The organism is Pseudonocardia thermophila, from assembly GCF_900142365.1.
Lineage (GTDB): Bacteria > Actinomycetota > Actinomycetes > Mycobacteriales > Pseudonocardiaceae > Pseudonocardia > Pseudonocardia thermophila.
In genome coordinates, this window is record NZ_FRAP01000009.1 from 174859 (window position 1) to 199597 (window position 24739).

At 73.5% G+C, this 24739-nt stretch carries 22 protein-coding genes and 1 pseudogene; 13 read left to right on the forward strand and 10 right to left on the reverse strand.

The window, feature by feature from the left end:
- Positions 1 to 6: 6 nt before the first annotated feature.
- Both BUE41_RS13745 and BUE41_RS13750 read right to left on the reverse strand, forming a co-directional pair.
- Positions 7 to 2889, reverse strand: a complete 2883-nt coding sequence (locus BUE41_RS13745; protein ID WP_073457467.1) for an HAD-IB family hydrolase — start codon at positions 2887 to 2889, stop codon at positions 7 to 9.
- Positions 2879 to 5161 (reverse strand): glycerol-3-phosphate 1-O-acyltransferase, encoded by a 2283-nt coding sequence (locus BUE41_RS13750; protein ID WP_073457519.1) that lies wholly within the window; start codon positions 5159 to 5161, stop codon positions 2879 to 2881. The genes BUE41_RS13745 and BUE41_RS13750 overlap by 11 nt, the downstream gene beginning before the upstream one ends.
- 104 nt (positions 5162 to 5265) lie before the next feature.
- On the opposite strand from BUE41_RS13750, the gene BUE41_RS13755 reads away from it, so the two are divergent.
- Positions 5266 to 6456: a GNAT family N-acetyltransferase gene (locus BUE41_RS13755; RefSeq protein WP_073457468.1), complete on the forward strand. Its 1191-nt coding sequence runs from the start codon at positions 5266 to 5268 to the stop codon at positions 6454 to 6456.
- 442 nt (positions 6457 to 6898) lie between these two features.
- Here BUE41_RS13755 and BUE41_RS30215 read toward each other — a convergent pair whose 3' ends face one another.
- The 4 genes from BUE41_RS30215 to BUE41_RS13775 form a co-directional block, all read right to left on the reverse strand.
- Positions 6899 to 7561, reverse strand: a complete 663-nt coding sequence (locus tag BUE41_RS30215; protein WP_073457469.1) for an LppU/SCO3897 family protein — start codon at positions 7559 to 7561, stop codon at positions 6899 to 6901.
- 123 nt (positions 7562 to 7684) lie between these two features.
- Positions 7685 to 8464, reverse strand: a complete 780-nt coding sequence (locus BUE41_RS13765; protein ID WP_200803886.1) for an aspartate dehydrogenase domain-containing protein — start codon at positions 8462 to 8464, stop codon at positions 7685 to 7687.
- An 11-nt stretch (positions 8465 to 8475) separates the two neighbouring features.
- Positions 8476 to 9864: a gamma-glutamyltransferase gene (locus BUE41_RS30220; protein ID WP_143172142.1), complete on the reverse strand. Its 1389-nt coding sequence runs from the start codon at positions 9862 to 9864 to the stop codon at positions 8476 to 8478.
- Positions 9865 to 9875: 11 nt separating this feature from the next.
- The gene (locus tag BUE41_RS13775) at positions 9876 to 10313 is read right to left on the reverse strand and encodes a VOC family protein (protein WP_073457472.1); all 438 of its coding nucleotides are present in this window, start codon (positions 10311 to 10313) and stop codon (positions 9876 to 9878) included.
- A 204-nt stretch (positions 10314 to 10517) separates the two neighbouring features.
- Here BUE41_RS13775 and BUE41_RS13780 point away from each other — a divergent pair, with 204 nt between their 5' ends.
- Complete coding sequence (locus BUE41_RS13780) at positions 10518 to 11171, forward strand: GntR family transcriptional regulator (RefSeq protein ID WP_073457473.1); 654 nt, start codon at positions 10518 to 10520, stop codon at positions 11169 to 11171.
- Between the two features lie 4 nt (positions 11172 to 11175).
- On the opposite strand, the gene BUE41_RS13785 is transcribed toward BUE41_RS13780, so the two are convergent.
- The 4 genes from BUE41_RS13785 to BUE41_RS13800 are packed head-to-tail and all read right to left on the reverse strand — an operon-like array spanning position 11176 to position 13958.
- Entirely contained in the window at positions 11176 to 11835 is a 660-nt protein-coding gene (locus BUE41_RS13785; RefSeq protein ID WP_200803887.1) for a hypothetical protein, read from the reverse strand.
- Between the two features lie 4 nt (positions 11836 to 11839).
- Complete coding sequence (locus BUE41_RS13790; protein WP_073457474.1) at positions 11840 to 12166, reverse strand: NIPSNAP family protein; 327 nt, start codon at positions 12164 to 12166, stop codon at positions 11840 to 11842.
- 42 nt (positions 12167 to 12208) lie between these two features.
- Entirely contained in the window at positions 12209 to 12733 is a 525-nt protein-coding gene (locus BUE41_RS13795) for a nuclear transport factor 2 family protein (protein WP_084754940.1), read from the reverse strand.
- Positions 12726 to 13958 carry an aromatic ring-hydroxylating oxygenase subunit alpha gene (locus BUE41_RS13800; protein ID WP_084754943.1) on the reverse strand — a complete coding sequence of 411 codons (1233 nt, stop codon included), beginning with the start codon at positions 13956 to 13958 and terminating at the stop codon, positions 12726 to 12728. The genes BUE41_RS13795 and BUE41_RS13800 overlap by 8 nt, the downstream gene beginning before the upstream one ends.
- 439 nt (positions 13959 to 14397) lie before the next feature.
- Here BUE41_RS13800 and BUE41_RS32910 point away from each other — a divergent pair.
- From BUE41_RS32910 to BUE41_RS13850, 11 genes and pseudogenes are all read left to right on the forward strand, one after another.
- Positions 14398 to 14586 (forward strand): annotated as a pseudogene (locus BUE41_RS32910) (M20/M25/M40 family metallo-hydrolase); the annotation flags it as partial.
- Positions 14587 to 14672: 86 nt separating this feature from the next.
- The gene (locus BUE41_RS13805) at positions 14673 to 14867 is read left to right on the forward strand and encodes a hypothetical protein (protein WP_073457477.1); all 195 of its coding nucleotides are present in this window, start codon (positions 14673 to 14675) and stop codon (positions 14865 to 14867) included.
- A 196-nt stretch (positions 14868 to 15063) separates the two neighbouring features.
- Entirely contained in the window at positions 15064 to 15906 is an 843-nt protein-coding gene (locus BUE41_RS13810; protein WP_200803888.1) for an ABC transporter ATP-binding protein, read from the forward strand.
- Positions 15903 to 16742, forward strand: coding sequence for an ABC transporter permease (locus BUE41_RS13815; protein ID WP_084754945.1), 840 nt, complete (start codon positions 15903 to 15905; stop codon positions 16740 to 16742). The genes BUE41_RS13810 and BUE41_RS13815 overlap by 4 nt, the downstream gene beginning before the upstream one ends.
- Before the next feature lie 88 nt (positions 16743 to 16830).
- Positions 16831 to 17853: an ABC transporter substrate-binding protein gene (locus BUE41_RS13820; RefSeq protein WP_073457478.1), complete on the forward strand. Its 1023-nt coding sequence runs from the start codon at positions 16831 to 16833 to the stop codon at positions 17851 to 17853.
- A gap of 26 nt (positions 17854 to 17879) precedes the next feature.
- Positions 17880 to 20018, forward strand: coding sequence for a xanthine dehydrogenase family protein molybdopterin-binding subunit (locus tag BUE41_RS13825; protein WP_073457523.1), 2139 nt, complete (start codon positions 17880 to 17882; stop codon positions 20016 to 20018).
- Positions 20015 to 20776 carry an FAD binding domain-containing protein gene (locus BUE41_RS13830; RefSeq protein ID WP_073457479.1) on the forward strand — a complete coding sequence of 254 codons (762 nt, stop codon included), beginning with the start codon at positions 20015 to 20017 and terminating at the stop codon, positions 20774 to 20776. Before BUE41_RS13825 ends, BUE41_RS13830 begins: the two co-directional genes overlap by 4 nt.
- A complete protein-coding gene (locus tag BUE41_RS13835; RefSeq protein ID WP_084754950.1) occupies positions 20773 to 21270 on the forward strand; it encodes a (2Fe-2S)-binding protein in 498 nt (165 codons plus the stop codon). The genes BUE41_RS13830 and BUE41_RS13835 overlap by 4 nt, the downstream gene beginning before the upstream one ends.
- A complete protein-coding gene (locus tag BUE41_RS13840) occupies positions 21267 to 22709 on the forward strand; it encodes an amidohydrolase family protein (protein ID WP_073457480.1) in 1443 nt (480 codons plus the stop codon). The genes BUE41_RS13835 and BUE41_RS13840 overlap by 4 nt, the downstream gene beginning before the upstream one ends.
- Before the next feature lie 10 nt (positions 22710 to 22719).
- Entirely contained in the window at positions 22720 to 23523 is an 804-nt protein-coding gene (locus tag BUE41_RS13845) for a tryptophan 2,3-dioxygenase (protein ID WP_234997242.1), read from the forward strand.
- Entirely contained in the window at positions 23520 to 24737 is a 1218-nt protein-coding gene (locus tag BUE41_RS13850; protein ID WP_073457482.1) for a kynureninase, read from the forward strand. Before BUE41_RS13845 ends, BUE41_RS13850 begins: the two co-directional genes overlap by 4 nt.
- The last annotated feature ends 2 nt before the right edge of the window (positions 24738 to 24739 follow it).

Here is a 24739-nt window from a genome sequence, read left to right on the forward strand (position 1 = left end):
CGGGGGTCAGGCGAGCGCGATCACCTCGGAGATCCCGGCCTGCAGCCCGCCGACGAACACCTCGGGTTCGGTGACCGCGGCGGGGTCCAGGTTCAGCCCGATGCAGCACACGCCCTCGTGCACGACCATCGTCAGCGCCGCGCCGCAGCCGATCAGCGCTCCGAACGGGTACATGCGCGTGATCCGCGCCCCCGCCAGGTACGCGGCATGCGCCAGGCCGGGGACGGTCGCGGCCTGCACGTCGTTCACCGGGGTCAGCCGCCCCGACAGCGCACCGAGCACCGGCCCGGGCACCCACGCCAGCGCCGGGGCGAGCGCCGCGTCGGGCCCGGCCGTTCCGGCCCGGGCGCCCAGCACGAACCGGCGCACGGCGCGCACCCGGTCGGCGGCGTCGACGAGGTCCAGCGGCGCGTCGAACCGGGTCGCGGTGAGCCGCCCGGACTGCGGATCGTCCTCCGGCCGCAGGCCCAGCGGCAGCCCGATCGGCACCGAGCTCACATCGGCCGCGCCGAGCTCACGGTGGTAGTGGCGCAGCGCGCCCAGCAGGGCCGCGAGGAACCCATCGGTGACGGAGCCGCCGGCCGCCCGCGCCCCGGCCCGCAGCGCGTCGTGGTCGACGTCGAGGGTCTCCAGGTGCCAGTGCCCGCTGCGCTGCGCGAGCAGCGGTGAGCCGCCGTGCGGGCCAGCGATCGCCTCGCCGACGGTCCGCGCCGCCGACACCGATTCGGTCACGGTGGCCAACGGCTTGCGGACCGGCCGGGTCAGGAGGCGCGGCAGCGCCGTGACCAGCCCGCTCACGCCCCGGGCGACCTCGCCCACCTGCTCGGCCAGCAGTTCCGACGGCGCAGGCGGCGGATCGGCGACCGGGGCGGGTGGTTCGGGCCGCTGCGGGTCGTGCTCGGCGGTGCGGCTGTGCAGCATGCCGAGCAGCTGCACGATGCCCATACCGTCGGTGACGCTGTGGTGGGTCGTCACGACGTACGCGGCCGCTCCGTCGGGCAGGCCCTCCACGAGCGCGGCGCGCCACAGCGGCCGGTCCCGCGGCAGCGGTGGTTCGGCGAAGGCGGTCACGGCGTCGAGCAGCTCCCGCTCCCCCGCGCCCTCCGGCAGCCGGATGCGCTGCACATGCGCGTCGAGATCGAGCTCGTCGACGGTGACCCACATGGGCGGCCCGACGCCCAGCGGCGGCTCCACCACGCGCTGGCGGATCCTCGGCACCATCCGCGAAGCCCACTCGTGCGCGGCGACGAACCGCTCCCACTCGGGTGCGCGGTCGAGCACCTCCAGCAGCGTCACGTTGGCCCGCCACCGCTCGTCGGCAGCCTCGGCCCGCCACACGGCGGTCTCCAGGGCGGACATCTGCGGGTCGGCGCGCCACACCGGGACCGCCGCGACGGGCCCGTCGGGACCGGTCGTGACCGTGACCTCGGTGTCGTCCCAGTCTTCGAGCGTGCGGCGGAACATCTCGCGCACCTCGGCGACGTGCCGGTCGAGGTCGGCGATCTGCCAGCCGTCGGTGGGCACGGGCGGGAGCACGCTGACCTGCACGGTGCCCTCGCGGATCGTGGTGGCGCCGCGCCACATCAGCTCGCCGGCGTTGCGGATGACGATCGGCACGATCGGCACCCCGGCCTGCATCGCGACGTGGAACGCGCCCTTCTTGAACGGGCCCAGCGCCGGGGTGGGCGATCGGGTGCCCTCCGGTGCGACGACCAGCGAGATCCCCTCGCGCAGCCGCTCCACCGCGGGCGCGAGCGCGGCCTTGGCCTGCTCGGTGTTGCCGCGGTCGACGAAGGCCACGTCGGCGTAGCGGAACAGCGGGCCGAAGCCCGGCATGGTGGCGACCTCCTTCTTCGCCACGCCGGTGAACCCGCCCCGCAGCAGCTTCGCCAGGATCACCACGTCGAGCTGGCTCTGGTGGTTGAACAGGAACACCGCGGGGCGGGTGCGCAGGTGCTCGGCGCCGCGCACGTCCAGCTCGACGCCGGCCAGCGCGCTGCCCAGGTCGCCGGCCAGCGCGATGCCGAGATCGACGCCCTCGCGGCGCGAGCCGCCGAGCAGCCCCAGCAGCGCCCCTGCGGTGAAGCCGCCGATCATGCCGCCGGCAGCGGCCGCGGTGCGCACGACCCGGCGCAGCGCCCCGGAGCGCCCGCGGGAGGTGAACCGGGCGATCGGCCAGCCCCGCTGAGCGGCGACCGCGGCGAGGCCGGGCTCCGGGTTCACCGGCCGCGCGATGCCCACCGCGGACAGGAACGGCTCGTCCTCGGTGCCGTTGGAGTACGCGTAGCTGCGGGCGAGGTCGATGCCGTGCTCGGCGGCGAACTTCCTCACGGCGGCGGCCTTGCCGGAGCGCCACAGCGGCGGCCCGCCCGGCCGTCCGGTGGCGATCCCGTTCTCGAACTCGACGGGCGTGACGAGGACGTGCTCGACACCCATCGCGCGCGCCGCGGGCTCCACCTGGAACCGGGTGGCCGACGAGGCCAGCACCACGGTGTGGCCTGCGCGGCGGTGCGCCTCCACCAGCCGCCACGCCTCCGGGTAGAGCGAGCCCGCGATGCCCTGCACGAACAGCCGCTCGCCCAGCTCGGTGAGCTCGTCTTCGCTGCGCCCGGCCCAGGCCCGCATGCCGGTGACGAAGAACCGCTCGAAGTCGGCTTCGGTGGTGACCCCACGTAGCCCGATCAGCAGCATGCGCCCGGCGTCGGCCGGGCTGATGTAGCCGGACCGCAGGTGGTGCTTGGCGAACGCGGCCAAGGAGAAGCCGTCGATCAGGGTGCCGTCGAAGTCGAAGAACGCTCCGATCTGCGGGCCCCGCGGACCGGCCTGGACCTCGGCGACGAGCCGGGCCTCGTCCCAGACCTCCGGCTGCCGTCCCCCGTCACGCGGCACCGTCCATCACCTCCCGCAGCCGCACCGCGTCGATCTCGGCGATCCGCACGACCGCCGCCACGGCCGCACGCACTTCGTCGCGGAACACCTCGCGGCGTTCCCGCAGCTCGTCGCGGCCCGGGTCGACCAGGTCGCGGTTGGCGGCGAGCTTCAGCGCGCTCGCGAACAGCTCCCGCGACAGCGACTCCGGCCCGTGCAGCCGGCCCTGCAGCAGCATCTGCTGCCCGATGCCGCCGCACTCGTCGAGGAACTCCTTCTCGACGACCGGGGTGCGCGGGTTGCGGACGGCGAGCCGCTCGGCCACCACCAGCTGGGAGTCGAGGAACGACCGCAGCACCCGGGGGGCGATGAGGAAGCCGGCCCTCCCGAGGACGGCTTCGGCGTCCTGCTCGCCCCAGCCGGCACCCAGCCGTTCCAGCTCAGCGCCCAGTTCGGTGCGGAAGACGTCCCGGTCGGGGAAGAAGAACTCGAACTTCAGCAGGTCGCGCAGAGCGAGCGCACGGTCGAACCGCTCGCCGGGCGGGGCGAGCAGCACGCACTCAGCGATCGCCCGGTCGACGAAGTGGTGGATGGCCGAGTTGCGGTAGAAGGCGGCGACCAGGTGCGATCCGCGCTCGATCGCGTAGACCGGCTCCTCGCCGCCGGAGTAGGTGGTGACCACCTTCGACTCGGTCAGCGCGCCGAGCACCCGGCGCAGCCCCCGGTCGGTGGCCAGGCTCTGCGCCGAGCCCATGAGGTCCCGCTCGGCCAGGTACTCCTGCACCGGCTGCAGCACCCGGCGCACCTGGCCCAGCGTCAGCGCCCGGTCCCGCACACCGAGCAACGCGAGCGTGACCAGCGCCGTCGCGACGACGGGAGTGACCCGGTTGATCCCGACCGCCACCTCGAACGCCACCTTCTGCAGCGCCCGCCTGCGACCCGCCTCGCCGCCCGGATCGGCGGCACCGGCCGCCAGCGCGGCGCGCAGCGAGATCGGCTCGGCGAAGCGGACGTAGGCCGACCCGATCGGCGAGAGCTGCGCCTTGGCGTAGCTCGCCAGCCAGGTGAGCCCCTCGCCCTTCTTCGGCACGCCGACCTGCTCGGCGGCCATCGCCGACACCTCGCGCAGCTGGTCGTAGGTGATCGACACCGGCACCAGGTAGGCGTCCTCGGCGCGGCCGCGCTCCACCGCCTCGGCCACGTTGGCCAGCAGGCCGTACCGGGGCGGGCGCAGCTTGCCGGTGCGCGACCGGCCGCCCTCCATGTACCACTCGAGGTTGAACCGCTTCGACAACAGGTAGCCGAAGTACTGGCGGACAGCCAGCTTGTAGATCTCGTCGTCGCCGAAGGTGCGCCGGATGAACACGACCCCGGCCCGCTTGGCCAGCGGCCCGAACGGCCAGAAGTTGAGGTTGTCCCCGCTGAGCACGTGGTTGCGGGGGAAGTCGTGCTCGGCGAGGACGTCGGCGAGCAGCAACGGGTCGACGTAGGAGCGGTGGCTGGGCAGGAACACCAGCGCGTACCGGCGGTTGAGCTCGCGCAGCCGCTCCAGGCCCGCGGTGTCGACCTGCACGTTCCACGCGCGCGAATGCAGCGGTCGCAGCACCCCGCTCAGCAGGTCGACGGCCAGCGGGCTCATCGACGCGACCAGCCCGTGCAGGTCGTGGGAGGCGCGCCGGGCGACCTCCTCCTCGTCGAGCTCCAGCTTCGCGGCGAGCTCCGCGACGTCCCGGCGGAACTCCGGGCTGGCCTCCACGGCTTCGACGATCCGCTTGGGCACCTTGTAGCGGCGCCCGACGAGCGCGCGTTCGGCCCGTTCCAGCGCCAGCGCGGCCTGCCGGGCCACGAAGTCGCCGAACCCGATCGCAGCGCCGCCGGCGCGGGACGCGAAGGTGCGGCGCAGATCGGCGACGGTCGCCGGCTCGCCGGCCACCACCGCGGCCCGGTCCGGTTCGCGCTTGAGGATCCTGGTCTGCGCGTGGGCCGCAGGCCGCCACGGGTTGGTCAGCGAGAGCAGGTCCGACCAGCGGGCTCGGCGCTGCCCGTCGCGCTCCCGCGGCAGCCACGCCACCCGCACCGGGACGATCAGCGTGTCGTCCGGCAGCTGCCCGAGCGGGCCGGCGATCACTGCTCCGTCGACCGGCAGCACCTGCGCCGCGGTCATCCCGCGGTCCTGCAGCCAGGAGGCAACGAGGGCCCGCTCGGTCTCGCTCACCGCGTCGGTCAGCACCACCGGTCCGCCCGCGGCCGGTCCAGCGGAAACGGTGGTCCCCGGTGACTCATCGGCGTGCATCGGGCCATCCTGGCGCATCTCGGCCGCGCCGGTCACGCACCGCGGCATCCTCCACCGGGAATCCGACGTGCGCGCCCCGTGGTGGCCCGCCAGACTGGGCCGTCGTGAGCGATCTGATCATTCGCCCGGCCACGGAGGCGGACATCCCCGCGATCAAGCGGGCCGACGAGCGCAGCTTCCACGCCCGGATGTCCGACACCGAGATCGCCGACACCCTCACGCTGCTGCCGCCGGAGCGGTTCCTGGTCGCCGTCGATCCGCAGGACGGGCTGGTCGGCGTCACCGCCGCCTACGACATGGCGGTCACGCTGCCCGGCGGGGCCGCGCTGCCGTCCCCGGGCGTGGCGTGGGTGTCGGTCCCGGCCACCCACCGCAGGCGCGGGATCCTGCGTGCGCTCATGGCCGGGCAGCTGGGCGGGTTCGTCGCGCAGGGCTTGCCGTTGGCGATGCTGACCGCGAGCCACGCCTCCATCTACGGCCGCTTCGGCTACGGCGAGGCCACCCGTAACCGCTGTGTCGAGATCGATCCGCGTGCCGAGCTGCGGGCGGACGCACCCGATCCGGGTGGCGTCCGGTTCGCCGAGACCTCCGAGGTCACCGAGCACGCCCCGCGGATCCACCGCCGCTGGGCCGCGCGGACCCCGGGCGCGGTGTCGCGCAGCGAGGCGTGGTGGAAGCGGTTCTTCCTCGACCGCGAGTACCGCCGCGGCGGCGCGAGCTCGATGTTCCACCTGGTGCACCCCGACGGGTGGGCCGCCTACCGCGCGAAGTGGGGTACCGAGGGCTCCACGCTGTCCGTCGAGCTGTTCGCGGTGACGCCGGAGGCGCACGCAGCGCTGTGGCGGGTGCTGCTCGCGCAGGAGCTGGTCGAGAAGATCTCCACCCGGCTCACGTTCGACGACCCTCTGCAGTTGATGCTCACCGATCCGCGGCTGATCCGCACCACGTCGGTGGCCGACGGTCTCTGGCTGCGGGTGCTCGACGTGCCCGCGGTGCTGGGTGCGCGCCGGTACGGGTGCGAGATCGACGTGGTGCTGGAGGTGCGCGACGACTTCCTCGGCAGGGGCGGCCGGTTCCGGTTGCAGGGCGGCCCGGACGGCGCGAGCTGCACACCGACGGCCGGCGCCGCGCAGGTGCACGTGGGCATGGCCGATCTCGGCAGCCTCGTGACGGGAAACGTGCGGGCCCGCTCGCTGGCGGCGGCCGCTCGCCTGCAGGCCGAGGACGCTGCGCTCGCGCGGTTCGACGTCGCCTTCGTACCGGAGCGGGAGCCGTGGCACGGGACGGACTTCTAGGCCTGGACCCGACGGCCCGGTGATCTCGGCGGGAAGTCGCAGCGTCGACCGCGGACGGCTGCATCGTCGCCGGAGCGCGGTTCGCGCAGTGTTCGGATCGCCAGCCTGTCGGATCGCTCGCGCGCCTCGGTGTCGACGAGGGCTCCGCACCGGACCGGTGCTCGCGGCCCGGTGAGTCGGCGAAGTGCATCTGCGGTGCTCGCGCCTCGTTCATCAGGCGCTGCGCGCCCCCGCCGTCGTCGACGCACGCGAGCTGCATGGGATGCTCGCGTGCCTCGGTGCCGGCCGCCGTGACCGCCCTCCGGCACTGCTCGGTCAGGCATGGTGGGCCGGTCCGGGGTCGAAGCTGGGCGCTGTTGAGGTGGATCGCGTCTGCGGGAGCTTCGGTTCCGCCGGGGCGGCAGGAGCACGGTCTCCTGCCGCCCCGGCGTCCGACTCCCGGTCAGGTCTTCGGACCCAGGCAGAGGACCAGCCCGCGCTGCCCCTCCCGGCCCTGCCAGTACACGTCGGTGGTGCCCGGGAACCCGGTGCACGCCGACAACCCCGCCTCGACCTGGGTGCGGCTGTCGAGCCGGCCCAGCACGATCAGCTCCGCCGTCGGGTCGGAGCACGGCACCACGACCGCGCTGTCGCCGGAGCGGGCCAGGCAGTCGCCGACCACCGCGGCCGCGGGCGCGTCGCTGACCCGGCCGAGCACGAAGAACCCCCCGACGAGCAGGCCGGTGGCGACCACGATCGCCGAGATCGCCGACAGGACCACGGTGCGCCGACCGGTGGAGCGCCGGGCGGGCGGACGGCCCGGCCGGCCGGTGTGGCGCACGGTCTCCTCGTCCACCACCCAGCCGCCCTCTGCCGGGAAGGCGGGCACGTCCTGCGGCGGGAGGTCACGGCCCGGGACGGGCGGGCGCGCGGGCATCGGCGGCGGAGTGCCGTACTGCTGCGGCCCCGGGTACGGGGACGCCGGGGGCGGGTACGGCTGCGGCGGGCCGTGGAACCCCGCCTGCTGGGGCCCGGGCTGGTGGCCGCCGCCCTGCGGCGGCCACGACTGCCCGGCTCCCATCCACACGGTGGCCCCGTCGATCGGCTGCGCGTACGGAGTGCTCATCAACGGGTCCCTCCCGGGTCGATCTCCTGCTGCAGAGGAGGATCCGCCGGCGAGCCCCGCGCCGGGATCCCCCGCGCAGTGCGGGAGTGATCGCCACGGGGTAAGGGTTTGCTACCCGTCCGGCTACCCGGCCCGCGGTTCGAGCACCACCACCCCGGGTCCCGCGCCGCGGGCCAGCGCGGCGAGGACCTCGATCACCGACCACGCGGTCACCGCCGACGTGCGCCCGCCCGACGACGGGTCGACCGCGTTCTCGAACCGCAGCTCGTAGCGGCCCAGCGGCGACTCCCACTCGACGACGTGCCGGGTGCAGGTCGCGGCGGGATCGGCCACCACGACGACCTCGACCCGGTCCAGGCCCAGCGTGGCCAGGGCGAGCGTCACCGACGAGTTGGAGGTCCGGGGGAACCTCAGCGCGGCTTCCCGGGCCGATCCGCGGAAGACCTCCCGGGGCTGCGCCACCCCCTCGCCGGCCCCGAGCGCCGCCGGCCGTTTGATCGTCGTGTGCCGCACCCGGGCGACGGCCGTGCCGGCCCGGGCCGCCGCGGCGAGGATGTCGAAGCCACCGAGCGCGCCGGTCGGCAGGAGCACCCGGCCGGGCCCGGCGATGAGCGCCGACGCGCAGGGGTACTCGGCGAACACACCTCCCGAGCAGACGACGACGTCCTTGCCGCACCGCGTGACCCGCGGGATCAGCTCGCGGGCCACGGCGACGGAGGCGGCCTCGACCACCAGGTCGCTCACCGCGATCGCCCGCTCGGTCTCGGCGGCGGTGCTGGCCGACCGCAGCACGGCGGCCAGCCGGGCCCCGGGAACGCGCCCGCCGCGGATCGCCTCGGCGACGGCGGACCCGATGGCGCCGGCCCCGACGACGCACACCCCCCGCTCGCCGCCACCGCTCATGCCGCCACCGCTCATACAGCCACCGCCGTCGCGTCCCAGCGCGGATCCGCCGCCGCCGTGATCCCGTCCGGCGCGGTGCGCACGAGGGTGTGCGTGCACCGCGCACCCAGCTCCGGCAGGTCGCGGCCCTCCGCGCGGACCGTGCCGTCGGCGTCGAGCAGCCAGCGGGCCGACGTGAGCGCGTCCGTCAACCGGTCCTCGGGCAGATCCGGCGGGCCGCACAGCAGCCGGCCGAGCAGCTGCGCGTTCCACGCCACCTGCTGCCGCCCGCCCGGGGTGGCGCCGAGCAGCCAGCCGGTCGGGTGGCGCAGCGCCCAAGCGTGCAGCGTGGTCAGCGGCCGGCGGCCGGGCACCGGGGCGTTGGGGTGACCGGGTGCGAAGGTGAAGCCGCGGCCGGCCCGGTTGGACAGCACGAGGTCGTAGTCCTCGACCACGATGCCGCTGCCGTACTGGGGGAACGAGTTCGAGTGGACCAGCACGACGGCGTTGCCCTCGGCGTCGGCGGCGGCGACCGTCGACGTGCCCTCGTCGGCGCCGAGGTCACCGCGCAGGAGCGCGGCCAGGCTCGCCGCGACGGCCTGCGGGGAGATCGCGGCCGGAGCGGTCCGGGCGAGCACGTCGGCGAGCGCGGCGCCGTAGGTGGGCAGATGGGTCACCCACAGGCTCTCGGGCGTGTCCGCGATCGCGGACGCCGGGGCGGCGCGCTCGTCCACGGCCACGGAGCACAGGTCGGCCGCGGTGAGCACACCGCCGTGGCCCTCGACGGTGCGCAGCAGCGCGCCGGCGACCGGCCCGTCGTGGAACAGCGCCGCGCCCCGCTCGGTGAACTCCTCCAGGACCCGGGCCAGTCCGGGGAGCGCCACGGTGTCGCCGACCTCGTGCGGCCGTGACCGCGGCGAGTAGCGGCAGCCGCCGGGCTGGTAGGTGGCGAGCAGGTCCCGCGACTCCGCCTCGAGCACGGCGTTCATCGGCGACCACCGCATGCCCGAGCGGGCGAGGTCGATCGCCGGGGCGGTGAGCCGCTCGAGCGGCAGCCGCCCGCGCGCGGCCAGGGCGGCGTAGCCCGCCGGCGCGCCGGGGACGCCGACGGACAACGGCCCGGTGGGCGCGACCCGCCAGCCCGCCGCGGCCGCGGCGTCGTGCAGTCCCGCCGCGGCGCCGCCGAGCGCGACCACCGACCGGGGTTGCGGGTGCTCGGGGGTCACGACGAGCGCGACCACGTCGCCGGCGAGGCCGCACTTGGGCGGCAGCGCGACGGTCTCGGCCAGCGCGGTCGCGACGGCGGCGTCGAACGCGTTGCCGCCGTCGCGGAGCACCGCGGCACCGACGGCGGCCGCGGCCTCGACTCCGGCCGCGACCGCGCCGATGGTCCCGGACGCGACGCAGCTGCGGGCACCCACGCCGGGCACGGTCAGGCCTCGACCTGGCTGGGCCCGTAATGGCGCAGCTCGATGACGTGCCCGTCGGGGTCGGTGACGTAGACGAGATCGGCGAGGCCGCGGGCACCCCAGCGCCGGTAGGGCCCCTCGATCTTCTCGAAGGCACCGGACTCGACCAGCGCCTTCAGATCGGTCGCCTCGATCTCCACGGCGAAGTGCGAGACGTTCGTTCCGGTGTTCGGCTGGCGGGCGTCCAGATCGATGATCTGGCCGGGCCGGATCTCGACCGACGGGAACGGGACCGTCCCCGCGCGGAACTCGTCGAGCCGGTGGACGAGGAACCCGAACTTCTCCACGTACCAGCGCAGAGACGCCTCGGGGTCCTTGACGCGCAGGACGATGTGGTCGATCTGCTTGACGGTGACGCAGCCCTGTCCGGTGGCGGGGATGTGGGAGTACGTGACGGTCATCGGGATGGTGTATCCAATCTATGGGTGTAGTCGGTCGCGAAGAATGAACGAGATGCTTTCCCAGATCTGTGGCCCTCGGCGCCTCCACATTCGGTCGGACCTGCGACGGTGTGTTCCCACTTCGGAACACGGTTGTCACATGGACTCGGCTACGATCGGCACCATCCACCGGTTTGCGTATCCAGTAGCCAAGCGAGGAAGCCCATGTCGTCTGTCGGATCGCGCCATCGATCGCTTCGCGATGAGACCGTCGACGAGATCCGCAGGCTCATCCTCGACGGCGAGCTCGCACCCGGTGAGCGGCTGTCCGAGCTGAGCATGTCCGAGCGGCTGGGCGTCTCTCGGCTGCCGGTGCGCGAGGCCTTCCGGCGGCTGGAGGCGGAAGGCCTGGTCGAGGCCCTCCCCCGGCGCGGGGTCCGCGTCGTCGAGCTCGACCAGCACGAGCTGGACACCGTCCGGGAGATGCGGGTGGCGCTCGAGCTGATCGCGGTCCGGCGCACGATCATGAAGGCCGATCCGCAGGTGCGCGCGACCCTGCGTGACCTGCTCGAGAAGGGCAACGCCGCCAGCGCGGCGGGCGACCGCGAGACCCTGGACGCCATCAACGACCAGTTCCACGACGTCCTCGGCGAGGGCAGCGGATCCCGCTTCCTCTGCGAGGTCCTGCGGTCCGTCCGCAACCAGGCCCACCACCTCGTGGGCGGCAAGAGCAACGCGGTCGAACCGTCCTGGTCCGAGCACGCCGCGATCATCACCGCGACCCTCGACGAGGACGAGGAGCTCGCGATGATGCTGATGCGCCGCCACCTCACCCAGCGGCACGCCAACCAGGGTGGTCTGCATCGCTCGCAGGCCTAGCCGGTCAGGACACGAACCGGAAGAACCGGGTGCTGTCGGGCAGCGGCCGGCTCCGCCCGGTGAAGCGGTGCGCACCGACCGTCCATCCCCGGTCGGCCGGTTCCCGGACGGCGACGGGCACGAAGCCGTTCTCGCCGAGCACGGCGTTCACCCGCACTGGTCCGGTGCCCGCCGCGCCGTAGGTGCTCCACACGACGAGCCCGCCCGGACGGCACAGGCAGGGCAGGATCTGCGCGGTCCGGGCGGCGTCGCCGGGATCGACGTTGGCGAAGACCCCGCACAGCAGGACGAGGTCGGCGGGCACGGCGCCGGCGTACGCGGAGGTCTCCCCCGCGTCGGCGCGGACGACCTCGACACCGGTGAGGCGGGTGCTGCCGAGCGCTCCGTCGAGGAACGCGGCGTTGAGCGGATCGAGCTCGATCAACCGCGCGGTGACGTCCCTGCCGCGGGGATGGTGGATGAGCACGGGCAGCAGATCGCGGGCCTGGCCCGCGCACGCGCTCACCACGCGCAGCGGCCCTGCGGGGGACCCGTCCAGCGCCTCGCCCAGCACGTCCTGGACCGCGCTGAGCCGGTCGGTCTCCACCGAGTCGAGCGCGTCGTAGGGGGCGTGCCAGACGTACCAGGAGGACTCCCTCAGCGAGGGCTCGGCGAGCGGGGCCACGACGTCACACCTGCGCCGACGCGTCGAGGCCGATCCGCTGCAGCCGGTCCTCCGCCGTGCCCTCGATGACGCACTCGAGCTGCCTGGCGTTGAGGGCGGCGATCTCGGGGATCTGCTTCTGCGCGAGGTGCTGCCGCTCGAACTCGGCCATCGAGTCGAAGTACGCCTCCAGCACCATGTGGTGCAGCCCGCCGAACGCCGGGGCCCACACCGAGTACGGGGTGAGGCCGGCGGCGGTGAGCAGCGCGTTCTTCTCGCGCTGCGCTTGGAGGAACGTCGGCAGCGTGCCGTACTTGAGGTTGCGCAGGATCTGGTGGCGGTAGGTCGGCATCGAGGTCCTTCACGAGACGAACTCTGCGAACAGGTGGCCCGGCTACGGGGTGTCCGTGTGCGGCACCTTCACCCAGCCCTGGTCGAAGGGGGTGGTGAAGAGGTTGTGGACCCGCATGTGGGAGATCAGCCACCTGCCGTCCACCCGCCGGAAGTCGTTGTCGTACTTGCCGGCGATCCACAAGGCCTGCTTGCCGCGGTAGGTGCACGCCTGGAAGTACATGAACCGGCCGCGGGCGACGTCGCCGGCGACGTCGATGGACGGGTTGGTGACGAAGTGAGCCGAGAACGGCATCCGCTCGACGTTGCGGTCGAACTTCTTGATCAGCGCCTCGCGGCCCTTGGCGGCCCAGCCGGGGTTGCCGTGCGGGCCGACGCTCTCCCATTCGCCGTCCTCGGTGAACAGCCGAGCGACCTTGACGCCCTTGTCGGTCTCGGCGTCGGTCGCCGCCATGTAGTCGATCATCAGGCCGGTGATGGCCTCGCGGGACTCGAGCTCGTCGAGTCGGCGCAGCACGGCGTCGAGGACGCCGGGATCGGTCACGGCGCCGGAGAGGGTGTCAGACATCGGTGGCGAGGGCCTTTCGATAGCGCTCGATGAGCCACTGGTTGAGCTGTGGGATGTTCGACTCCAGCCAGGACAGCGGGCCACGAGGGGCGAACCGCGAGCGCAGCCCCTGCTGGAGCGCGGCCGTGGTCACCGCGTCCTGGTGGATGGCCAGCTCCTTGCGCTCCTGGAACTTCCGGTACGCCTCGTGGAAGCCCGGCGACTCGACCGCAGACTTCGGGTAGAGGTTCACCCGCCGCAGGTCGAAGGAGCCGGGGCCGGTCGGATGGATCATCGCCAGCTGCACGAACGTCGGCTGGAGGATGCTGAACAGCATCGGCGGGATCGACGCGAACATCACGCGCTTGCGCTGCTCCTCGGTCAGGCCGGGGATGATCTGCGTGGTGCGCCTGCCGTCGGTGCTGGCGAGCCCGGCGTCCTCGTCGACGAGGTACGTCGGGTGCATGATCTGGCCGTCGCCCTCCTCGAACTCGTAGAAGCGGGCGTTCTTGGCGGGAGCGGCCTCGTGCACGCCGCGGTGCACGTAGCTGGTGTGGTACGGCTCGAGGGCGTTGTCGTGGTGGATCTTCCAGTTCCACTGCTGGTTCTCGTAGACCACCGCCGGCATCGGGACCAGGTCCTCCAGGCCGAACGTCGACAGTTCCTCGTCCATGCGCCGCACGGTCGGGGCGAGCGGCTCGGCCTCGTCGTCGAAGTTGACGAAGACGAGGCCGTGGAAGACCTCGTGGCGGATCTGCGGCAGCCGGATCATCTCGCGCAGCTGCTTGACCGGCACGGTCTCGGTCATCGACGGAGCCGCGACCAGCCGGCCGTCGAGCTCGAACTGCCAGTTGTGGTACGGGCACTTGATCCGCCGCCCGTTGAGGCAGGGTGATGCGGGGGTGCGGCCCTCCGCGGCGAGCCCGCCGAAGAGCGGCATGCCGCGGTGCCGGCACACCGCCGACATGACGCGCACCTCGCCGCTGAGGTCGCGGAGCATGACGATCGGCTCGTCGAGGATCGTCAGCGGCAGCTGGTCGCCGGGCCGGGGGATCTCGTTGACGTGCCCGATGCACAGCCACTCGCGGTAGAAGATCGCCTCCTTCTCGAACTCCCAGAAGTCCTCGCTGGTGTAGACCTCGGGCGGGAGCAGCCGGGCGGTCGCGACGGGGTCGGTGCATCGGTCGACGTCCGCGAGCACTCTCTCGGCGGCCGCGATGGCGCGGGGACTCAGGGGCCTCTTCAACGGTTGGCTCCTTACTCGAGAGGATGTTGTATCCAGACTAGGGAGTCTCCGTTACACGCGTGTTTCGACATGTGACACCGGAGAAAACCTCGCATGCCTGGTATTTCACGGATCCGGGCCGCTCTGTCACGATGTGCTCGCACCCACGGCTGGTGCATCTTGTATCCAAAACAGTGAGGTTCCCCCGTTGGGTAGAGGCAGCGCTCCCCCGTCCACCACGCCGACGACCGACGGGATCGTCGCGGCGGTCATCCAGGAGGGCACCCGGCGCGGGATCGACACCCGGTGGCTGAAGGACGACGTCGTGGCGCTGTACCAGGACCTCCACCGGCACCCCGAGCTGTCCGGCCAGGAGCACCGGACGCAGCGGGGGGTGGCCGAGGCGCTCGCCGGCACGCGCGCGGATCTGCACGAGTGCGCCGGGACCGGGCTGGTCGCGATGCTGCGCAACGGTCCCGGCCCGGTGGTGTGGCTGCACTTCGACACCGATGCGCTGCCCCTGACCGAGCAGACCGGCCTGCCCTACGCCGGCACCGAGCGGGCGACGCTCCCCGACGGACAGGTCGTCGGCGTCATGCACGCCTGCGGCCACGATGTGCACACCGCCGCCCTCGTCGGCTGCCTCCGCCAGCTGGACCGCGACCGGGCGGGCTGGCGGGGCACGGTGGTGGGGTCTTCCAGCCCGCCGAGGAGACCGGCCGCGGTGCGCTGGCGATGCTCGACGAGCTGGTGGCCGGCGCCCTGTCCGCGCAGGTGCCGCGCCCCGACGCGGTGTACGCCCAGCACGTCACCTCCGCCCCGCTCGGACGGGTCGTGTGCCGGCCCCGCTTCGCGCCGCACCCGGAGCACGCCGTCGTGCTCGGGATCGTCGCGGCCACGTGCGCCGCGCGCAGCCGCCTGGCCGCCTAGTGGGATGCACCGCGCGTGAACCAGTACGGCCAGTACGGAATCGGAGGGCGTTACCGATGAAAGGTGATCGAACCGGTGCTCGAACTGATGAGGCGAGCCACCGAAGTGGCTCACCAACCTGATCCGAACAATTCTGGATACAACATCCCGCGACAGTCGATGTCGAATCGGCTGCATTTCGCTACAGGAGGACAGCGTGCCCGGGGCGTCCCAGATCACCGTCAGCCGTGCCGAGTCGAGCACCGGATCGAGCGCGGTCGCCAGGAGCGACGAACGGGTCCGCCTACAGGACGTGTGCATCGTCCACGGCCGCGGTGACCAGGCCGTCGTGGCGGTGGAGGGCGTCGACATGCACGTCGGGGCCCGCGAGATCGTGTCGATCGTGGGCCATTCCGGGTGCGGGAAATCGACGCTGCTGCGCGCGATCGCCGGCCTTCTGCCGAATGCGTCCGTGCAGGGCCGGATCTCCGTGATGGGCCGTTCTCCCGACGAGGCGCGCAGATCCGGCCTCATCAGCATGGTCTTCCAAGAATCGGTGCTCGCGCCCTGGCGAACGGTGGAGCGCAACGTGACGCTGCCGCTCGAGGTGGCGCGCGGCCGCACGCGCACCCCGCGCCGGACCGCGTCGGAGCAGCTCGAGCTGGTCGGTCTGAAGGGCTACGAGAAGCGCTACCCCAAGCAGCTGTCCGGCGGTCAGCGCCAGCGGGTCTCCCTCGCCCGGGCGCTGATGATGGAGCCCGAGGTGCTGCTCATGGACGAGCCGTTCGGCGCCCTCGACGAGATCACCCGCGACGAGATGCACTCCGAGCTGCTGCGGATCTGGGAGACCACGCACGTCTCGATCGTCCTGGTCACCCACTCCCTCGCCGAGGCGATCTTCCTCTCCGACCGCGTGGTGGTCATGTCCTCCCACCCGGGCCGCGTCGCCGACACGATCGAAGTCGACTTCCCCCGGCCGCGGCGCACCGACCTCAAGGACTCCCCCGAGTTCTCCCGCATCGCCCACCGCATCCGCGTGTCCCTGGAGCACAACCGATGACGACCGCCGCCGCTCCCACCACCTCCGTCGCCGAGCCACCCGTGCGGGCGGAGATCCCACCCGCCGCCCGCGCGGGGCTCCTGCTGCGCGTCTTCCGGATCACCCGTTCGTGGCTCGTGCTGGGCTCGGCGGTCGTCCTGTGGCAGGTCGTCGTGGAGGTGTTCGGGATCGCCCCGTACATCCTGCCGGCGCCGTCGGAGATGATCGCCTCGTTCGCCGACAACGCGGGCCTGTTCCTCGACGGGCTGCTGATGACGACACTGATGTCGCTGGGCGGCTTCGGTGTCGCCCTGGTGGTCGGTGTGGCGCTGGCGGTGCTGATGGCCCGCAGTGCGCTGTTCGAGGAGCTGGTCTACCCCTTCCTCAACATCGTGCGGGTCATGCCGACGGTGGCGGTCGCCCCGCTGCTGATCATCTGGTTCGGCCGCAACGCGCTGCCGATCATCATCTGCTCGTTCCTGATCGCGGTCTTCCCGATCCTCGTCGACGTCGCGCACGGCCTCACCTCCGTGGACGAGGACCTGGTGAGTGTGATGAAGCTGGCCAACGCCAGTGAGCTGTCGATCCTGCTGCACGTGCGCATCCCCAACGCCCTGCCGTACCTGTTCTCGTCGTTCCGCGTCGCGGCCCCCGGGGCGGTGGTCGGCGCGCTCCTGGGCGAGTTCATCGGCGCGCGCAGGGGGCTGGGTTACCTCATCACCGTCTACTCGGCCCAGTTGAACACCGCCGCGGTGTTCGTGCTGGCGCTGCTGTCGTGCCTGGTCGGCATCGTGTTCTTCAACGTCTGCGTCTGGCTCGAGCGCATCGTCGTCCCGTGGCGGACGGTCGTGCGCTGAGACGTCGTGCGCTGAGACGATCGAGCGCTGCCCCCCGGCGCTCCTTCCCCGACGTACCCCGCTCCCCCACACCCGCCTGGAGACAACCATGCCCCTCCGTGCCCGTCGTGCCTGGCTGACGGCTGCCGTCGGCGTCGTCACGGCCCTGCTGGCCACCGCGTGCGGTGGCTCGTCGAGCTCCGCGGACGTGCCCGCGGGCGGTCCGACCCCGCTGAAGATGGCGTTCGAGTGGACCTGCTCGGGCGACTGGTCGGTGGTGTACTCCGGCCTCGAGCAGAAGATCTTCGAGAAGCACGGCCTGGCCCTGACCTACGACCGCGGGCAGGGCGGCTCGGACACCGTCCCGATGGTCGCCGCGGGCGAGTTCGACGTGGGTCTGCTCGGCGCCGCCCCGACGATCATCGGTGCGGGCCAGGGCCTGCCCATCACGATCGTGGGTGCCGCCGCCACCTCGGGCCCGGTCACGATCCTCGCCTCGCCGGACATCAAGCAGCCCGCCGATCTGGAGGGCCGGTCGCTGGCGGTGCAGACCGATCAGTTCGAGGGCGCCATGTGGGAGGCCTACGTCAAGGCCACCGGCATCGACGGCAGCAAGGTCGAGGTGATCCCGGCCGACGACGCGACCACCGCCGAGTTCCTCGCCGGCAAGATCGACGCGCTCGTGGTGTTCTACCCGACCGCGTCCACGCAGGCGGTGCTCGCGGCCCGACCCGACCTGACGATCCTGCCCATGCAGGACCACGTGCCCGCGTACGGCCACCTGATGGTGGCGAACAACCGCTACCTCGCCGAGCACCCCGACGCGGTCCGCGGGTTCGTGACGGCGTGGTCGGAGTCGGCCAAGTGGGTCGTCGACCACTGGGACCAGGCGTACCAGCTGCTGGTGAGCAAGTGTCCCGAGGTCGATCCCGCCGCGCTGAAGTTCAGCATGGAGGCCTACTTCGACGGCTACACCGGCGGGTACGCGAAGGAGCACGGCATCGGCACGTTCGAGATCGCCGGCATCGAGAAGACGCAGGAGGTCCTGGAGAGCGCCGGGTTGGCCAAGGACCGCCCGACGGCGGAGTTCGTGTCGCTGGACTACCTGCCCAGCCAGCCGATCATGCCGTGAGGCCCGCCGGTCCGCGATCGAGCACCGTGCCCGTCCCCGTCGGGCGGCGCGGCGTCCGCCCGCGGGACGAGGCCAAGCTGCGGGGCGAGCACCGGTTCGCGGCCATGCTGCACGCCCCGGGTGAGCTGCACGCGGCCACCGTGCGGTCGCCGGTGGCGCGTGCGGTGATCCGGCGGGTGGACACCGCCGCGGCGCTGACGGTCCCCGGTGCGGTCACGGCGCTGACCGGGGCCGACGTCCCGGGTCGGCGGCTCGGTTCGAAGGTGGTGGACCAGCCGGTCTTGGCCGACCGCGAGGTCCGGCACGCCGGCGAGCCCGTGGCGGTGGTCGTCGCGACGTCGCCGCGGGCGGCGCGCGCCATGGCGGCCGCCGTCTCCCTGGATCTCGACGTGCTGCCGCCGCTGATCGATCCGCGCCGGGCGCTGGGCCCCGGCGCGCCGCCGATCGGCCCCGCCGGCAACCTCGTGGCCACTGCCCGCACGTGCCGCGGTGACGCGCGCGGCCGGCGGGTGGTGCGCCGCACCTGGCGCACCGGCCGGCAGGACGCCGCGTTCCTCGCTCCCGAGGCGGGGCTGGCGGTGCCGGACCCGGACGGCAGCGTGCACCTGTGGGTGGCCACCCAGGACCTGCACGCCGACCACCAGCAGGTGTGCCGCGCCCTCGGGCTGTCGGCCGACGAGCTGGTGCTGCACCACAGCGGGATCGGCGGGGCGTTCGGCGGGCGGGAGGACATCACGGTCCAGGCGCACCTGGTGCTCGCCGCCCTGCGGACCGGCCGGCCGGTGCGGATGGTCTACGGCCGCGCCGAGTCGCTGATCGCGCACCCCAGTCGCCATCCGATGCTGGCGGAGGTGGAGCTGACCTACGACGACGACGGCCGGTTCGTCTCGCTGCGCACCCGCACCCTGCTCGACGGCGGTGCCTACGCGCACACGTCGGCACCGGTCACCGGCATCGTGCACGACTTCAGCGCGGGCATGTACCGGTTCGCCGCGGTCGACCTGGAGACGACCGCCGTCTACACCAACAACCCGCCGGCCGGTGCGATGCGCGGGTTCGGCGCGACGCAGGCGTGCTTCCTGATCGAGTCGACGGTCGATGCCGTGGCCGCCGAGCTGGACGTCGATCCGGTGGAGCTGCGGCGGCGGAACCTCCTGGAGCCGGGCGAGCCGCTGGCCACCACCGGGCAGCCGCTCACCGGGTGCGCCGATCCGCGCGCCGTGCTCGACGCAGCGCTCGCCGTTGCCGAGCCGGCCGGACCCCCGGCGTACGCGGCGCGCCGCGGCACGGGTGTGGCGCTGGGGATCAAGAGCGCGGGCCTCGGGCACGGCCGGCCCGATCCGGCCACCGCCGAGGTCCGGCTCACCCCGGACGGCGTCGAGGTGGTCTCCGCGGCGGCCGACGCCGGCCAGGGCGTCGAGGAGGTGCTGCGCCGGGTGGTCGGTCATCACCTACCCGGCGTGCCCGTGGCCGTGCGGGCCGCGGACACCCGGTTCCCCACGGCGGGCGGCAGCAAGGCGAGCCGGCAGACGATGGCGAGCGGCGGCGCGGCCGCCCGGGCCGCCGAGCGCCTCGCCGGACGGCTCCGGGACCGCGCCCGCGTCCTGGGCCGGCCGGTTCCGGACCGGTGGACGCCGGCCGATCTCACCGCGTTGCTCGGCAGCGACGCCGTGTGGTGCGAGCGCGTGACCCTCGACGAACCGCGGACCGGGCCGGACCGGCCGCACAAGGCGTTCCAGGTGATCGCGCACCGTGCCGTGGTGGACGTCGACGAGCTGACCGGGGAGTGCGTGGTCGTGCAGCTGGTGTGCGCGCAGGACTGCGGACGCGCCGTCGACCCGGTCGGGGCCGAGGGCCAGCTGGTGGGCGGGACGGTGCAGGGCGCTGGGTTCGCCCTGTGGGAGGAGCGCGCTGTGGATGCTGCGGGGCGCCAGCTCACCACCGGCTTCGGCGATTACCTGCTGGCCGGCGCCACCGACGTGCCCGAGGTCGTGCCGGTGATCGTCGAGCATCCGCATCCCGAGCTGGCGTTCGGCGCGAAGGGGATCGGCGAGGGCCCCGCGGTCTCCTCGCCGGCCGCTGTCGCGGCAGCGGTGCGGGCGGCCTCGGGCGACCCGGTCCCGGCGATCCCACTGCGGCGCGCGACGCCGCGGGTGCCCGCATGACCCGGCACGTCTTCCCGGCCACCTGGGAGCAGGCCGGGCACGCGGCCCTCGACGGCGACGCGGTCGTCGTCGGCGGCGCGACGAGTGTCCAGCCGTGGCTGACCAGTACCGGGGCGCAGCCGTCGGTGCTGGTGCACCTGCGGGACGTAGCGGGTGCCCGGTCCGTCGACGGAATGGCCGGGAGGCTGCGGATCGGGGCGATGGTCCCGGTCGCGGACCCGGCGCTGCGCCCGGTGTTCGGGGGGACCGAGCCGGTGTGGTTCGCCACACCCGCCGTGCGGCGGCGGGCGACCGTGGTGGGCAACGCGGTCTCGCCGTTCGGGCCGCGAGAGGTCGTGCCGGTGCTGGCGGCCTGCGGTGCGCGGCTCGTCGTGCTGGCCGAGGGCGGCACCCGCTCGATCGACGTGACCGCGGTACCGCCGAACGGGCTCGAGCCCGGCGCGGTGGCGTGCGCGGCCGAGCTGGCGGTGCCCGAGCGGATCGCGTTCCGCCGGGTGGCCCTGCGGCCGCGGCTGAGCCGCACGGAGATCGGGGTGGCGGCGGCGCTCGGCGACGGGTGCGGTGCGGCGATCTCCGTCGGCGTCGGCGGGCCCACCCTCGTGGTCGAGGGCGCCGCGGAGTTCCTGCGCGACCCCGCGGGCTCGCCCGGCTTCGCGGCCGCCTGCTGTTCGGCTGCGCCTGATCCCGTACGGCAGCTCGTCGGTGGCCTGGCCGTGCGCGTCCACCGCGCCCTGCACGAACCCGGAGGACGGTCGTGACCGCACCGGACGTGCGCGCCGCGACCTGCACGGTGGACGGCCGCCCGATCACCCTGCCGCAGACCGGCACCGAGAGCCTCTGGGACGTCCTGGAGGACCACGGCGTCGCGCTGCCCCTGGGGTGCGCGAGCGGGCACTGCGGCTCGTGCACCGTCCTGCTCGACGGCGTACCGGTGCCGTCCTGCCTCGTCCCGCACGCCGAAGCGCGCGGCCGCAGCGTCGCCACCGTCGCCACGGCCGCCGACGACGCGCTCGTCGCCGCGATGGCCGAGCACGGCGCGGTCCAGTGCGGGTTCTGCTCACCCGGCATCGTCGTGACCCTCTCCTGGCTGCTGCGGACCACAGCAGCCGTCGGGCAGCCCATCACCGCGGACGACGTCCGCAACGCCCTCACCGGCCACCTGTGCCGGTGCACCGGATACACGGCCGTCGTGCAAGCGGCCGTCTCGGCAGCCTCGAAGATCTCAGCAGCGTCGAAGGCGGCGGATCGGTGACGCTGATCGCGATCACGGGTGGGCGGGTGCTCACCATGGACGAGCAACGGCGGATCCTCGACCGGGGGACCGTGCTCGTCGAGGACGACCGGATCGCCGCGGTCGGCCCGGACCGCGAGATCGACGTTCCGGCCGGGGCCGAGGTCCTCGACGCGCGCGGCCGGATCGTCATGCCGGGGCTGGTCAACGCCCACACCCACGGCACCCAGTCGCTGCTGCGGGCGGGCGGCAACCAGGACCGGGACCTGCTCGACTGGATGTTCAACGACCTGTACCCGGGCCTGGCCGCGTACACGCTGTCGGACGTGCGGGTCGGGCTCGAGCTGTTCTGCCTCGAGGCGCTCCGGGCCGGGATCACCACCGTCGTGCTGAACGACCACGTGCACCCGTTCGACCCGCTCCCCGCTGTCGACACGGCCGTGGAGGTGCTCGGGCGCACCGGCATCCGAGCCGTCTACGCGCGGATGTTCACCGATGCCGTCCGGCCGGCCTCCCCAGGCTTCCTCGACAGCGTGCGGGCCCGCGAACCGGACGTCCGCCCGGCGAGCGTCCTGCGGGACACGGACGCGATCCTGGCGGATCTCGACGCGATCTACCGTGAGCACGACAACAGCTACGGCGGCCGAGTGCGCGTGTGCGCGTCGCCTTCGACGGCCAGCACGACGTCGCTGCGGGCGCTGGCGTTCGCCCGTGACCGCGCCCGGGCGCACGGCGGTATCTGGGCGCTGCACCTGTCCGAGACCCCGGGCGACCGCCCGGTCGGCGAGATGAGCGCGGTCCGGTACCTGGACTCGCACCGGCTGCTGGACTCCCGCCTGCTGCTCGGGCACTGCGTGCACGTCGACGCCGCCGACATCCGGATGATCCGGCGGGCGGGTGCGTCGATCTCCACCCAGCCGGTCAGCAACGGGGTGCTCGGCTCGGGGATCGCGCCGGTCCCGGCGTTCCTCCAGGCGGGCGTCACCGTCGGCATCGGCACCGATGACGCGAACTGCAACGACGCCTGCGACGTACTGGCCGACCTCAAGACGCTGGGGGTGCTCCAGCGCGGGACCCACCACGATCCCGGTGCGGTCACAGCCGAGGAGCTGATCGAGATCGCGACGATCGGCGGAGCGCACGCGGTCGGCATGGGTGGCGACATCGGCCGGCTGGCCCCGGGGTTCAAGGCGGACGTCGTCCTGCTCGACGCCCGGCAGCCGCACCTCACGCCGGCGTCGTCGCTGCCGGCCGTGCTGGTCTGGCAGGCGTCCGGGCGGGACGTGCGCACGGTGATCGTCGACGGCCGGGTGGTCGTGCGCGACGGCGTGGTCGACTGGCTGGACGCGGAAGCGGAAGCGGATCTGCTGGCCTCGGCGACCGAACGCGCGGCCGCGATCGCCGTGCGCGCCGGGATCGCCACGACGCGACCGTGGGAGAGCAGGGCGTTCCGGCCCTAGGGTCGTGCGGGTGAGCGAACGCCTGACGTACGGCTCCTACCTGCACCTGGACGAGCTGCTGTCCGCGCAGCACCCGCTGAGCTCGCCGCCGCAGCACGACGAGCTGCTGTTCATCGTACAGCACCAGACCACCGAGCTGTGGATGAAGCTGGTGCTGCACGAGCTGCACGCGGTGCTCGACCGGATCGCGGCCGACGAGCTCCGACCGGCGCTGAAGGGGCTGGCGCGGGTCAAGCACATCCAGGACGTGCTCACCGACCAGTGGGCGGTGCTGGCCACGCTCACCCCCACCGAGTACGCGCAGTTCCGCGGGTTCCTCGGGGCGTCGTCGGGGTTCCAGTCCGACCAGTACCGCGCGGTCGAGTTCCTGCTCGGGCACAAGGACGCAGCGATGCTGCGGGTGCTGGAGGGGGACGACCGGGCGACCGCGCTGCTCACCGACGCGCTGCGGCGGCCGAGCCTGTACGACGAGTTCCTGCGCCACCTCGCCCGCGCCGGGCACCCGGTGCCGCAGTCGGTGCTCGAGCGCGACGTCACCATCGCGCACGAGTTCACCGAGGAGTTGGTCCCGGTGTTCCGCACGATCTACGAGCACCCCGAGCAGCACTGGTCGGCGTACGAGACGTGTGAGGAGCTCGTCGACCTCGAGGACAACTTCCAGCTGTGGCGGTTCCGGCACATGAAGACCGTCGAGCGGACCATCGGGTTCAAGCGGGGCACCGGTGGCACGGCGGGCGTGGCGTTCCTGCGGCGAGCGCTGGAGCACTCGTTCTTCCCCGAGCTGTACGCGGTGCGGACGGAGATCGGCCGGTGAGCGGTCGCGCCGCCGAGCTGGACGCCGCCGACCCGCTGGCGGGCTTCCCCGGCCGGTTCCTGCCCTCGCCCGACGTCGTTGCGTACCTGGACGGGAACTCGCTGGGCCGCCCGCCCGCGGCCGCCGCCCAGCGGCTGGCCGACTTCGTGCGCGACGAGTGGGCCGGCGCGCTGATCCGCGGCTGGACCGGGGACGGGCCATGGACCTCGCCCGAGGGCCCGTGGATGGAGTGGCCGGAACGGATCGGCGACCGGATCGCCGAGGTGGCGCTCGGCGCCGCGCCCGGGACGACCGTCCTGGCGGACTCCACGACCGTACTGCTGTACAAGCTCGCGCGGGCCGCCGTCGACGCGGCGCCGCCAGGCCGCACCGAGGTCATCGCCTGCACCGACGACTTCCCCACCGATCGCTACGTCGTGGAGGGCATCGCGGCCGAGCGCGGCGCCGCGGTGGTCTGGGCGGCGGACGTCGACGAGGCCGCGGCGCTGGCCGGGCCGCGGACCGCGCTGGTGGTGGCCAGCCACGTCAACTTCCGCACGGCGGAGCTGGCCGACGGCGCGGCCGTCACCGCGGCCGTGCAGGCCGCGGGGGCGCGGATGCTGTGGGACCTGTCGCACTCGGCCGGGGCGGTGCCGCTGGACCTGGCCGGCTGGGGTGCCGACCTGGCCGTCGGGTGCACCTACAAGTTCCTGTGCGGCGGCCCTGGGTCGCCCGCGTACGCGTACGTGCGGCCGGACCTGCACGACGTGCTGCGCCAGCCGGTGCAAGGCTGGATGGGCCGGGCCGATCCGTTCGAGATGGGGCCGGGGTACCGGCCGGCGCCGGGGATCCGGCACGTCGTCAGCGGCACGCCACCGATCCTCGGCGCAGTGCCGCTCGTGGTGGGGCTGGACCTGCTCGCGGAGGCCGGCACCGCGGCGGTGCGGGCGAAGTCGGTGGCGCTCACCGAGTTCGCGGTCGAGCTGTACGACGAGTGGCTCGCCCCGCTCGGCGTCGAGCTGGTCTCGCCGCGGGATCCGGCTCGCCGCGGCGGCCACGTCACGATCACGCGGCCGGGCTTCCGGGCCGTCTGCGACGCCCTGTGGGCGCGCGGGGTGCTGCCGGACTACCGGGAACCGGACGGGATCCGGCTCGGGCTCGCCCCGCTGTCGACGACGTTCGCGGAGGTGGAGCGGGGGCTGGCGGAGCTGCGGGACCTGCTGGCGCGAGGATGACC